Here is an 11,926-nt window from a genome sequence, read left to right as displayed (position 1 = left end):
GGAACGGGCTGGGGCAGAATGGCAAAGCTCAAATAACAGCAGATACAATGCGGCGGAGTGTCGAAAGATGCTCCGTCGTAGGAATGTACTGTTATTTATAATAGTGCAAATCCAGCAGGAGGGGAGGTGATGAATCTACATGAAGTACCCGTATTTCAGAGGTCTGGAAGCAGACCGATACAGTTTCTACCGTGTGCCGAAAGCACTCATCAAGGTAGACCTGTTTGAAAAGATGTCTGGCGATGCAAAGCTGCTTTATGCAGTCTTGCTGGATCGGATGAATCTCTCGCTTAAAAATGGCTGGCAAGACGAGAATGGAAATGCCTACATCATCTGTACGATAGATGAAATCATGGATTCGATTCGATGTGCCAGACAAAAAGCGGTCAAACTGCTGGACGAGCTGGAACACGAATATCAGCTTATTGAGCGGCGCAGGCAGGGCTTGGGAAAGCCGAACCTGCTCTATGTGAAAGACCTCTATGCGGGACTTTCACAATCGAACTACTGGAAGTATGAAAATCAAACTTCTGGTGGTTTGAAAAGCGAACTTCCGGGAGTATGGAAATCAAACGGAAGTAAGACTGATATAAATAATACTGATAGTAGTGAGACTGATCTAATCTGTTCTGCACAATCTGGTGAAAACATATCCGGGGAGATGCGGGAAGATGAAAGGTATCGCTTCTATTTTCAAGACAAGCTGGAAATCCCAATCTTAGAGAAGAACTTCCCACATGACCGGGAAATCCTGATGGAGATTCTGGAACTTCTTGTGGAAACCGTAACCAGCAGAAAGAAGTTCCTGCGCATTTGTGGGGAAGAAAAGCCGAAAGAGGTGATCAAAAGCCGCCTGATGAAGCTGGATTCCATGCACATCCAGTATGTAATGGAATGCCTGAAAAGCAATACCACACAGGTACGAAACATCAAACAATATCTGCTTGCTACACTGTATAATGCTCCGACCACGATTGACAGCTATTACGCTGCACAGGTCAGACATGATTTCGGATGGGGCGGCAGAAGCAATTAAGGAGGACGATGCAATGAGCGTGTTTTTTATGGATTTTGATATGGCTCCCTCGGTGATCTGGGCGAGAGACTTGTACGACCAGATGCAGATTCTGAGTGACTTCCGCAAGTGGTTCCCCCGGATGTGCCAGTATGGATTTGTGGAGGGCCGGGACTATGAGTTCGTTCCCCGTGTCCGTCCGCAGGATGAGGGCGGGCGCACGGTGCAGCGGTATGTGAAAGACTACCGGATCACGCTGGAGATGGCAAAGCAGTTGTACAAGCTCCATCACTTCCACAAGAACGACTGTTTCCGCAGCTGCGAAGGACAGCACTGCATGGGAACGGATCACTGGATGCAGGCAGTCATTGAACTGCTGCATCAGCACAAGTGCAAAAGCCACGCGCCGCCGAAGCGTTTTTACGAATCACAGCCGCCCGATTCGCTGGTGACAACGACACAGATCGCAAAAGAGTACGGCTGCGGTGCAAAGGTGTTCAATCGTCTGCTCCATCTGCACGGTATCCAGTACCGGGCCAATAACCAGTGGGTGCTGTATGCAAAGCATCAGGATAAGGGATATACTGCAAACCTTGTTTTCCGGCTCCATCGGAGTGATGGCAGTGCAGTGGAAAAGCTGCATACGGCATGGACGCACAAAGGCAGGAAGTTTCTGTACCACGAACTGAAACGGCGTGGGATTCTTCCGATGGCAGAACAGGAGGGGTGAGCCTATGAACTTTACGAATAGCCCGTTTGAACGTATGATGCGCCAGCGTCCGGGAACGGACAGTGACCATCCCTGCATTTCCTGCCGACACCGCAGGGAGTGCGGCTACATGATGCACCAGTGCAGAAAGAAATTTCGTTCGGTCTTTGGCGATACGGCTCCCCCGGTATCAGGCACAGTCAGTGTCTGATGCCGTTTGGATAAAACTATAAACCGGAAAGGAGGGCGCAGGTGCAGGATGAAGTAAACGAAAAAACGATGGCATTGTGCATCAAAGGCGGAAAAATCTCGGCGCAGCTTCTGAAAGCAGCACTGACAAAGCTGCTTTCAGAGATCGAGAAGAAAAAACAGCAGTCGAAGAAGATGGGAGGGCAGAACCGATGTAAGAGAGGAAAGCAGAGCATCAAGAGCCTGCAACAGAGCGGCGCACAGCTTACCAATATCGTTGTCACGGACAATAACATCAAGTCGTTTGACCGGGTAGCCCGGAAGTACGGCATTGATTATAGTCTGAAAAAGGCAGAAAAAGAGGGTAAAACCGAATATCTGGTCTTTTTCAAGGCGAAAGATGTAGACGTTATGACGGCAGCGTTCAAGGAATACACCGGAGTTTCGCTGAAAAAGGAGCAGCGGCAGTCCATCCGTAAGAAGCTGGAGCAGGCAAAGGAGCGTGTTGCCAAGCACCGGGAAATCATCAAGGAAAAGACGAAAGACAGAGGGCAGGTGCGATGAGCCAGAAAAAGAAAACGACCGCACAGAGCAAACGACCGCGCAAAGCCCCCTCCAACCAGACAGGTGGAACAGCATGGGGCAAGAAAGCAGCGGCGGCAATCAGTGGAAAGATGCAGTCGGCAGATATGAAAAAGCTGATCCTGCTGAATTTTCCTTACATTATCGCCTTTTACATGGTGGAGAAAGCCGCATGGCTGTACCGACACTGTAATGGCGATACCATCGTGGACAGGCTGATGGTTCTTTTTATGAACTTCGGTCTGGCCTACAAGAGTTATCTGCCAAGTGTCCATCCGTTCGACTTGCTGGTGGGTCTGATCGGTGCAGCAGCACTGAAAGCCGTGATCTACTTTAAGGGGAAGAACGCAAAGAAGTATCGTCAGGGAGAGGAATACGGCTCTGCCCGGTGGGGCAATGCCAAGGACATTGAACCTTTTATTGACCCGGTATTCGAGAATAATGTGCTGCTTACCCAGACGGAACGGTTGATGATGAGCGGCAGACCAAAGCATCCGAAGTATGCCAGAAACAAGAATGTCATTGTGATCGGCGGCTCTGGCAGCGGCAAGACACGGTTTTTCGTAAAGCCCAATCTGATGCAGATGCCCGAAAAGGTCAGCTATGTCTGTACTGACCCGAAAGGTACGATCATCATTGAATGCGGAAAGATGCTCTCGGATGCCGGGTACAAAATCAAAGTCCTGAACACGATCAATTTCAAGAAGTCGATGCACTATAACCCGTTCCACTATATCCGCAGTGAGAAAGATATTCTGAAACTGGTCAATACGATCATCGCCAACACGAAAGGAGACGGCGAGAAGTCCGGCGAAGATTTCTGGGTCAAGGCAGAACGCCTGCTCTACTGCGCACTCATCGGCTATATCTACTATGAAGCCCCGGAAGAAGAACAGAACTTCTCCACGCTGCTGGAATTTATCAATGCCAGCGAAGCCCGCGAGGATGATGAAGAGTTCAAGAATCCGGTCGATGAACTATTTGAGGATTTGGAAAAGGCTAAACCAGAACACTTTGCCGTGCGGCAGTACAAAAAGTACAAGCTGGCGGCAGGTGATATATGCTCTAAGTGACTTCTTAATCATGATTTTGTCATGGTTAGTAAAGCAATCACTTAGAGCATTTTTGTTTCAGGAGGTACAGCTATGAGAAACGAAAAAATCACCCCACTGTACGAGCGCCTGAGCCGGGACGATGAGTTACAGGGCGAGAGCAATTCCATATCCAACCAAAAACAGATGTTAGAGGATTTTGCCCGCCGGAATGGGCTGCCCAACCCTACGCACTTTACCGATGATGGTATCTCAGGCACTCGTTTTGACCGCCCCGGATTTTTGGCGATGATGGAGGAAGTGGAGGCAGGGCGTGTAGAGGCAATCGTCATCAAGGACATGAGCCGGTTAGGACGCGACTATCTGAAGGTCGGTCAAGTTATGGAGGTTTTGCGGCAGCGAGGCGTTCGTCTGATTGCCATCAACGACGGAGTGGACAGTCTGAAAGGTGATGACGATTTTACCCCGTTCCGCAACATTATGAATGAATTTTACGCCCGTGATACCAGCCGGAAAATCCGATCTGTGTTTAAGTCAAAAGGCATGAGTGGCAAGCACCTGACCGGCACTGTGATTTACGGCTACTTATGGGACGAAAAACGGGAGCATTGGCTGGTAGATGAGGAAGCCGCCGAAGTGGTACGCCGTATCTTCTCCCTCACGCTGGAGGGATATGGGCCTTATCAGATCGCCTGCAAATTATCCGCAGACCGGATTGAAATTCCTGTCGTACACCTTGCCCGCTTCAACGAAGGTGTGAACCGTTCAAAGCCGGTCAAAGACCCCTATGGATGGGGATCATCTACCATTGTGAACATCTTGAAAAAGCGAGAGTATTTAGGGCACACCATCAATTTCAAGACCCGCAAGCACTTTAAGGACAAGAAAAGCCACTATGTTTCTGAGGACGAGTGGACGATCTTTGAGAATACCCATGAAGCCATTATCGACCAGCAGACCTTTGATTTGGCGCAGAAAATCCGCAGCAATGTACGGCGTTATCCAAACGGCTGGGGCGAAGCGGCTCCCCTCACAGGCTTGCTCTATTGTGCCGATTGCGGCGGCAAGATGTATGTCCACCGCACCAACAATGGCAAGCGGATTTCTCAATATACCTGTTCCAATTATACCAAAGTTCCGTGTGGGACACTATGCCCTACACAACACCGTATCAATGAGAGTGCTGTTCTGACATTGGTTTCTGACACGCTCCGGGCTATCGCTGAATATTCCAGAAATGACCGGACGGAATTTATTCACACCGTTCAGGAAACGCAGGTTGCTCAACAGAGTGCCGATATATCGAAAAAGCGCAGACGTCTGGCTGCTGCCCAAAAGAGAGCCGGAGAACTGGAAAAACTGATTTGCAAAATCTATGAGGACAACGCCCTCGGCAAGCTGCCGGATGCACGATATAGGGCGCTTGATGCACAGTATGCCAAAGAGCAGGATGCACTTGAGATTGAAATCGCAGAGCTGGAAAAGGCTGTTACCGGCTATGAGCAGAGCCAGAAATCCGCAGAGAAATTTATAGCCCTAATTGATAAGTATGAGAATTTTGACACTCTGACAAACACCATGCTCAACGAGTTTGTAGAGAAAATCCTTGTCCACGAACGCGCCCGAAAAGGCAGCCAGGACACCACGCAGGAAATTGAAATCTACTTCAATTTTTTAGGGCACTATATCCCACCATCCTTACAGCCGGTTCCTTTAACCCCGGAGGAACAGGAAGAACTGCAGAAAAAAGAAGAACGCAAGGACAGGCTTCATCAGAATTATTTGAAGCGGAAAGCCAGCGGCGCACAAAAACGGTATGAGGACAAAATCAAGGCGAAGAAAAAAGCGGAAATGGACGCTAAGAAAGCCTTGATCCGGGCTGAGGATATGAAAAAAGGTATTTTTTCTACTGTCGGGCAGCTGCCGAAAGAAGAACCGCGCAAAGCAACCAGCGCAGCAGTCTAATCATCATGGAGCAAAGGAGAATGAATATGAGTAAGTTGACTTACATTCGTTGCGGAGATTATGATATACCCAACCTAAAACTTTCTGTGCTGCCGGAAACTTCTATCGGCAAGTACGGCAGGATGCGAAAATCCTACCTGAAGGAACATCGCCCCATTCTCTACAACCAACTGCTGATGAGCGAGAAGTTGTATCCACACCTGTTAGAGATTGACCGGACAGCGCAGGAGCGCATGGACACCATGTTGCCTCACATGATGGAGGCTGCGGGTGTCACTGAGGAACTAAAAGCCTGTGACCCTATGCGTTGGGTGGGACTGATGAACACATTAACGGCACAGATTGAGGAAATTTTACTCATGGAACTGATTTGCAGCTGAATGGGAGGTGTGGGAAATGCTGACCTTTGAAAAGGTTCTGGAAGTGTTTCAGGCATATCTGGATGATGATTCTCCGTATGAGGTGGTGCAGACCAGCCACGGTTATACATTGATGGCATGGGAACCTCACCGGAATGACTGGTACAGCGCCGAAATACAGAAAACTCCGGAGGATTTGCGAAACGCCTTGCTGGATACATACGCCAACTTTCTGGAAGATAAGATTACCGGAAATGACCGCGATCTGACTGTGACAGAAACCGGAGAAATCCAGCAGAGGTGCCGGGAACTTTTGGAAAAGTGCCGGGAAACTTGATATAGAAACGCCAGAAGGAGGCCGCGATTATGCGTCCTCCTTCTGCTTCGCAGTCTGTTCCATTTTGAGCGCCCCGTCTATGGCACCTTCGATAATCGGCAGGTATTCTTCAGGGCAAAGCTTCAGCTTATGGCTGACCCGCTGCCGCTGTGCGCTTTCTTCCCGCATGATCTCCGGGTTAAAATATCGCTCTACGGGAAGTCCGCAGACCTTAATCAACTGGATCATCACAGGCAGGCTCGGAATCGCACCTTGATTCTCAATGTTGGCAAGATACCGCCATTCAATCCCAACCATTTCTGCCAATGTTTTTCGTGCCAGACGCTTTGCCTCTCGTGCGGCTTTGACATCCGCACCGAAGGTTTCAAAACCGGGACAATCTTCAACTTTCGCCATATAACATCACCCGGTTACATTGTATAATTCATACTTTGCCCGCGGAATGTTGCTATATGAAGGTTAGTTGAAGTTTATAATTCATATTCTATTTGTTGCATTGTTCGAGAAAGAGAACTATAATGTACTCTGTGGAGGTGCAGAATGGATTATATGACACTAAAAGAGGCCGCCGAAAAATGGGGCGTGACCCCACGATGGATAAACTATTACTGCACTGCGGGTCGCATCCCCGGTGCTGTAAAAATGGCGACGATTTGGCTGATTCCGAAAACTGCGGAAAAGCCGATTGATGGTCGGACAAAAAGAAGAAAGGGAGATAAGCATGAAAAAAATACTGCTGGTTGAAGATGACCCCAATATAGTGTCCTCCCTTACTTTATTTATGAAAAATGAAGGCTATCTGGTTGACAGTGCAAATGGACAACAAACTGCTTTACAGAAAATAGCTCAGGAACAATACGACATTATCCTTTTAGATATTTCGTTGAATGATGGAAATGGTTTTAGCACTTGCTCAGCAATTAAGAGCCAAAAAGACATTCCCATTATCTTTCTGACCGCAGATGATGATGAATTTAGTGTTGTTAGCGGTCTGGAATTGGGTGCAGATGATTATATTTGCAAGCCGTTCCGCCCAAGAGAATTATTGGCAAGAATCAACACTGTGTTGCGCAGAAAAAATGGAAAAAGTGAATTTCTGTCTTGTAAAGATATTACAGTTGATGTTCAAAAGGCGGTTGTCCGAAAAGGAAATACAGAGCTATTCCTTTCGGCATTAGAATACCGTTTGCTGTTGGTGTTTTTGCAGAATCCGGGTGTTGTATTTTCAAGGAAAAAACTACTTGAAATGATTTGGGATGTTACAGGTGATTTTATTAGTGACAACACATTGACTGTCTATATGAAAAGATTGCGAGATAAAATTGAAACAAATCCACAAGAGCCGGAAATTCTTTTGACTGTTCGCGGGCTTGGGTATAAGGCTGGTGAATAACATGGATTTTTTACGAAACAAGGAAGTTCGATTGCAAATAATGCTCTGTATTGGTGTGACGGTGATTGGGAGTGTTTTAAGCTATTTCTTTTGCATGAAGTTCTATTGGGTTACATTTTTAACTGGCTGCGCCATCACCGCTATTTCCCTTATATTCACATATCGCCGCTATATGAAGATTTCTTCTTTAAGTCAGGATATTGATAGACTATTACATGGTGAAGAAAGTATTCGTTTTGACGATTATGGTGAGGGAGAGTTAGCTGTTCTGGAAAATGAGATTTCAAAAATGACATTACGGCTTTTAGTGCAATCGGGACAGCTGCAAAAAGATAAAAAATATTTAGCGGATTCTTTGGCGGATATTTCCCACCAATTAAAGACACCGCTGACTTCTCTTGAAATATTGAATGCTGCGCTTTCACAAGAAGGTATTGATTTCGAACAGCAATCTTCACTATTGCATGAACAGTTATTACTGTTGTCACGTATGGAATGGCTGATTGACGTTTTATTAAAGCTGTCGCGTCTTGATGCAGGGACAATCAAATTCGAAAATAAGTCCTTTCCTGTGGAAAAATTAGTCCAGCAGGCAACAGCGCCATTTGATATCATGCTGGATATTAAAAATATTAAAATGGATATTTCAGATATAGAGGAAATTCAACTATACGGGGATATCAAGTGGCTTGCAGAAGCTTTGTCTAATGTTGTAAAAAATTGTATTGAATCTACTCCCGATGGAGGACAAGTAAAAATCAGCGCTGAAGAAAATGCCATGTATGTGAAATTGTGTGTTATCGATAGCGGAACAGGCATAGCGGAGGAAGATATTCCACACTTATTTGAGCGTTTCTATCGAGGTAAGAACTCCGGCAAAAACGGGGCAGGGATTGGCTTGGCCTTAGCAAAAGCAATTATCACGCAGCAGAACGGAAGGATTATCGCTGAAAACATAATGCCATGTGGGGCAAAATTTACAATTTTCTTTGACAGAGGGGTTGCATAATGCAATCCCTTTTTTGCAAAGTGACATTTTTGTAATGAAAGCGTAATAATAGAGTTATTTAAATTTGCTATGATTTCATCATTGTACGGAATTACTTTCAGCAGGAGGAAACAACAATGGAAATATTAAGAGTTGAAAATGTTTGCAAAACATACCACACAGGTGAAACCACAGTGAATGCCTTGACCGATATTTCATTTTCAGTGCAAAAAGGAGAATTTGTTGCAATAATTGGCGCATCTGGCTCTGGTAAATCCACTTTGCTCCATATTCTCGGCGGTATTGATCGTCCCACATCAGGCGAAGTAATTGTAGATGGTCAAAGTGTGTATGAACAAACGGAAGATCAACTTGCCGTGTTTCGCAGACGCCAAGTAGGACTGATTTACCAGTTCTATAACTTGATTCCGGTCTTGAATGTAGAGGAAAATATTACCCTGCCTATTAGGCTGGATGGGCGAAAAATAAATAAGAAGCGTTTAGCAGAATTGTTAGAGGTACTTGGCTTAACAAAGCGTAGAAAGCATTTGCCAAGTCAGCTTTCAGGTGGGCAGCAACAACGTGTGTCCATTGGTCGTGCGCTTATTAACGCTCCTGCAATTCTCTTAGCTGATGAACCTACGGGAAACCTGGATACACAAAACACACAAGAAATCATGCAACTTTTGAAAGCTTCTAATAAATCCTATCATCAAACGATTGTCCTGATTACCCATGACCGGGAAATCGCTTTACAAGCAGATCGGATTTTGGAAATACAGGATGGTCAGCTTGTCAGGGATGAGGTGATTCGCTGATGGAAACAATATTTACCCTTACATTAAGGACACTGCAACAAAACAAAAAGCGTGCATTTCTTACGATTTTCACGATCATTCTTTCGGTAGGTATGATGACTGCTGTCTTGTGTGGCGGCTGGTCCATGCTTCGCTTTTTGCAAGAGAAAGAAGCCGTATACGGTGGAGATTATGCGTATCGTATTGAACTCACCTCGCAGCAGCAAGCGGAAACTCTTATGCAAGGAAAGAATATAGAGAATGTGTCGTTGCTACGTTTCGCTGGAAGTAGTTTTTACGGAGAACCATCTAATAAAAATTTGCTTGCCATTGCAGAAATCAACGATGCATTTGTCGAAAATTTTTATCTGGAACAATATTTACTGGAAGGCCGTTACCCGTTCAATGAAAATGAAATTGTCTTAACGCAAGATTTTATTGACGATAATGGGCTTACATTCTCTGTTGGGGATACGATACAACTTTTACTTGGTACGCGAGTGTGGGACGAAATCGACACAGAGTTATATGGATTAGTAAATTATCTGGGTGATAGGGAAAGTTTTCATCCAGATACTGCGGAGCGGACATATACCATTGTTGGTATTGTATCTGAAATGAATGGGTCTAAAGTAGCCAGTGACTTTAACGCTTATATCGGAATTAGCAATAATGAAACTAATTTATCGGCATTTGTAAAGTGCAAGGATATTTCTAAGTCTATATACGCCGAAGCGGAAGAAAATGCAAAAGCAGTTGGTGGTATTGTGTCAGCATTCCATTCTGATTTGCTCATTTATCATGGTGTGACTGCGGGTAAGGGAGCTGTAAAGATGATTGCGGCTGTTGCTGTAGTTATTCTATTGCTAATGGCTGCTTGCTCTGCCATGATTAGCAATGTCCTTTCGATTTCTCTGCAGGAACGTATTAAGCAGCTTGGTATGCTTGCGAGTATCGGTGCAACAAGTAAACAGAAGAAAGCCAGCGTTACCATAGAAGCCTTTCTACTTGGCATAATTGGTATTCCATTGGGCCTGTTATTTGGTTTGGGTTTAACGGTTGTTGTTCTGGCAATGATACGGATTTCCTTTAAAGACACTTTTACTTTTGGAATGATTGAGCTAAAAACATATATTTATTGGCTCCCTTTTCTCCTGGGAGCAATTTCAGGTATTGGTTCTTTGTTTTTTGCTTGTAAAACTCCGGGAAAAATCGCTTCAAAAGTTACAGTAATCGATACATTGAAGCAAACCAACATTTATCAAGTAAAGCAAAAATGGATAACACATGGAAAACTAATGTCAATATTTTTTGGAATCTACGGATCGTTGGCTTCAAAAAATATCCATCGGAATCCGAAACGCTTTCGTGCGATAACGCTTTCTATTTTTTTAGCTGTGGTTCTTGGGTTATCCTTGTATAGTTTTTCGGATTTTATGCTTTTTCAAACATCTATGGATATGAAAGAAGATGGTTCAAGTTATACAGATGTTCAAGCTGCTGTTCCGTATAAAGATTTAGCAACTGCTGCGAAAGCAATTTCTGATGAGGGTATTTCAGCAGACATATCCTATCGTATTTCCCGATACATGACAGCTGCATTTGAGGAAGAAAATATCAATTCAGATATGGCGGGATACTTTATAAATGGCAACTTTGCAGAATTATATGTTGTGGGTATTGATGAAGAACATTTTCGCGCTATTTGTAAAGAAAATGATTTGAATTATACAGGATATGATGGCAAGCCAAATCACGGAATACTATTCAATCATGCAACTGGGAATTATGGTACGTCTCCAAATCGTGTTGTAGTTGGTTCTCCGTTTGTGCTTGAAAATGGGTGTAAAATCGAACTGGAATACGGCGACGATACAAATAAAACGGTCATTGTTCAAGATATTGTGAATGGAAATAATGCGAGTATTCAATCACAATTTGTTCAAGATAGAGCTGTCTTGATTGTTCCAATGTCTTTTTTTCAGTGGCTGCTGAATGATGATACCGCTATTGAACTTACCATTAACACAGCACAGCACGAAGAAGTTGCGGAGTGTTTAGCGGATACGGGATTTTTTCAAGTGGTTGATGTGGCAAGTACAACGGAAAATTCCCGCCAGACATATATGCTTCTCAAAATGATGGTTTGCATCTTCACGGTCTTAATGACAATGATTATTGGACTAAATGTATGCAATACGATTTCAAATACCATAGATGTCCGTAGAAGTGAGTTTGCAGTATTGCGATCTGTTGGCATGACATCTGGTGATTTAAAGAAAATGTTACTTTTGGAATCTGTATTATATGGCATGAAGTCGCTGATATTTGCAATACCGATCAGCTTAATCATTCATTATGTCATGTATTCCATGATTTCGAAAGGAATGACCCCATTTGTGTTTTATATCAATTGGGGAGCATACGGAATCGCTGTTATTATGGTTGCACTTGTAGTAGTAACGGCAATGCTGTTTTCTTTGCGAAGTATTGAAAAGGTTGAAATTGTGAAAGAATTGAAAACTGGGAGCATGTAGTTC

The 11,926-nt window shown here is 44.6% G+C and carries 12 protein-coding genes and 1 pseudogene; 12 read left to right on the top strand and 1 reads right to left on the bottom strand.

All coding sequences use genetic code 11. The features are described from left to right. The first annotated feature begins 139 nt into the window (after positions 1 to 139). The 7 genes and pseudogenes from LKD23_RS06810 to LKD23_RS06780 all read left to right on the top strand — a co-directional run bounded on the left by LKD23_RS06810 (position 140) and on the right by LKD23_RS06780 (position 6,208). The gene (locus tag LKD23_RS06810; protein WP_227620990.1) at positions 140 to 1,036 is read left to right on the top strand and encodes a DUF6017 domain-containing protein; all 897 of its coding nucleotides are present in this window, start codon (positions 140 to 142) and stop codon (positions 1,034 to 1,036) included. A gap of 13 nt (positions 1,037 to 1,049) precedes the next feature. Next, positions 1,050 to 1,745, top strand: a complete 696-nt coding sequence (locus LKD23_RS06805; RefSeq protein ID WP_227620989.1) for a phage antirepressor KilAC domain-containing protein — start codon at positions 1,050 to 1,052, stop codon at positions 1,743 to 1,745. 231 nt (positions 1,746 to 1,976) lie between these two features. Continuing rightward, a complete protein-coding gene (locus LKD23_RS06800; protein WP_227620988.1) occupies positions 1,977 to 2,477 on the top strand; it encodes a DUF3801 domain-containing protein in 501 nt (166 codons plus the stop codon). 110 nt (positions 2,478 to 2,587) lie between these two features. Beyond that, positions 2,588 to 3,550 (top strand): annotated as a pseudogene (locus LKD23_RS06795) (type IV secretory system conjugative DNA transfer family protein); the annotation flags it as partial. Between the two features lie 90 nt (positions 3,551 to 3,640). Continuing rightward, positions 3,641 to 5,512, top strand: a complete 1,872-nt coding sequence (locus tag LKD23_RS06790; RefSeq protein ID WP_055214712.1) for a recombinase family protein — start codon at positions 3,641 to 3,643, stop codon at positions 5,510 to 5,512. Between the two features lie 26 nt (positions 5,513 to 5,538). Continuing rightward, positions 5,539 to 5,892 (top strand): TnpV protein, encoded by a 354-nt coding sequence (locus LKD23_RS06785; protein WP_055214714.1) that lies wholly within the window; start codon positions 5,539 to 5,541, stop codon positions 5,890 to 5,892. Positions 5,893 to 5,908: 16 nt separating this feature from the next. Then, positions 5,909 to 6,208: a hypothetical protein gene (locus LKD23_RS06780; RefSeq protein ID WP_227620987.1), complete on the top strand. Its 300-nt coding sequence runs from the start codon at positions 5,909 to 5,911 to the stop codon at positions 6,206 to 6,208. A gap of 27 nt (positions 6,209 to 6,235) precedes the next feature. Here LKD23_RS06780 and LKD23_RS06775 read toward each other — a convergent pair whose 3' ends face one another. Further along, on the bottom strand, positions 6,236 to 6,604 hold the full coding sequence (locus tag LKD23_RS06775) for a helix-turn-helix transcriptional regulator (protein ID WP_055214719.1): 369 nt from the start codon (positions 6,602 to 6,604) through the stop codon (positions 6,236 to 6,238). A 144-nt stretch (positions 6,605 to 6,748) separates the two neighbouring features. On the opposite strand from LKD23_RS06775, the gene LKD23_RS06770 reads away from it, so the two are divergent. The 5 genes from LKD23_RS06770 to LKD23_RS06750 all read left to right on the top strand — a co-directional run bounded on the left by LKD23_RS06770 (position 6,749) and on the right by LKD23_RS06750 (position 11,923). After that, positions 6,749 to 6,952 carry a helix-turn-helix domain-containing protein gene (locus tag LKD23_RS06770; RefSeq protein ID WP_055214721.1) on the top strand — a complete coding sequence of 68 codons (204 nt, stop codon included), beginning with the start codon at positions 6,749 to 6,751 and terminating at the stop codon, positions 6,950 to 6,952. Next, positions 6,930 to 7,601 carry a response regulator transcription factor gene (locus LKD23_RS06765; RefSeq protein WP_055214723.1) on the top strand — a complete coding sequence of 224 codons (672 nt, stop codon included), beginning with the start codon at positions 6,930 to 6,932 and terminating at the stop codon, positions 7,599 to 7,601. Before LKD23_RS06770 ends, LKD23_RS06765 begins: the two co-directional genes overlap by 23 nt. A 1-nt stretch (position 7,602) precedes the next feature. Then, positions 7,603 to 8,610: a sensor histidine kinase gene (locus LKD23_RS06760; protein WP_055214725.1), complete on the top strand. Its 1,008-nt coding sequence runs from the start codon at positions 7,603 to 7,605 to the stop codon at positions 8,608 to 8,610. Between the two features lie 116 nt (positions 8,611 to 8,726). Further along, the gene (locus tag LKD23_RS06755) at positions 8,727 to 9,407 is read left to right on the top strand and encodes an ABC transporter ATP-binding protein (protein WP_055214727.1); all 681 of its coding nucleotides are present in this window, start codon (positions 8,727 to 8,729) and stop codon (positions 9,405 to 9,407) included. After that, positions 9,407 to 11,923 (top strand): ABC transporter permease, encoded by a 2,517-nt coding sequence (locus LKD23_RS06750; protein WP_055214729.1) that lies wholly within the window; start codon positions 9,407 to 9,409, stop codon positions 11,921 to 11,923. Before LKD23_RS06755 ends, LKD23_RS06750 begins: the two co-directional genes overlap by 1 nt. Positions 11,924 to 11,926 lie beyond the last annotated feature (3 nt).

Origin of the sequence: Faecalibacterium butyricigenerans (genome assembly GCF_020687345.1) — a bacterium.
In the GTDB taxonomy this organism is placed as follows: Bacteria; Bacillota; Clostridia; order Oscillospirales; family Ruminococcaceae; genus Faecalibacterium; species Faecalibacterium butyricigenerans.
This window is presented reverse-complemented; position numbering and strand designations above follow the sequence as displayed.

Coding starts and splice junctions, on each gene's coding strand:
- LKD23_RS06810 (WP_227620990.1), top strand. CDS start 140: ATGAAGTACCCGTATTTCAGAGGTCTGGAAGCAGACCGATACAGTTTC.
- LKD23_RS06805 (WP_227620989.1), top strand. CDS start 1,050: ATGAGCGTGTTTTTTATGGATTTTGATATGGCTCCCTCGGTGATCTGG.
- LKD23_RS06790 (WP_055214712.1), top strand. CDS start 3,641: ATGAGAAACGAAAAAATCACCCCACTGTACGAGCGCCTGAGCCGGGAC.
- LKD23_RS06785 (WP_055214714.1), top strand. CDS start 5,539: ATGAGTAAGTTGACTTACATTCGTTGCGGAGATTATGATATACCCAAC.
- LKD23_RS06780 (WP_227620987.1), top strand. CDS start 5,909: ATGCTGACCTTTGAAAAGGTTCTGGAAGTGTTTCAGGCATATCTGGAT.
- LKD23_RS06775 (WP_055214719.1), bottom strand. CDS start 6,604: ATGGCGAAAGTTGAAGATTGTCCCGGTTTTGAAACCTTCGGTGCGGAT.
- LKD23_RS06770 (WP_055214721.1), top strand. CDS start 6,749: ATGGATTATATGACACTAAAAGAGGCCGCCGAAAAATGGGGCGTGACC.
- LKD23_RS06765 (WP_055214723.1), top strand. CDS start 6,930: ATGAAAAAAATACTGCTGGTTGAAGATGACCCCAATATAGTGTCCTCC.
- LKD23_RS06760 (WP_055214725.1), top strand. CDS start 7,603: ATGGATTTTTTACGAAACAAGGAAGTTCGATTGCAAATAATGCTCTGT.
- LKD23_RS06755 (WP_055214727.1), top strand. CDS start 8,727: ATGGAAATATTAAGAGTTGAAAATGTTTGCAAAACATACCACACAGGT.
- LKD23_RS06750 (WP_055214729.1), top strand. CDS start 9,407: ATGGAAACAATATTTACCCTTACATTAAGGACACTGCAACAAAACAAA.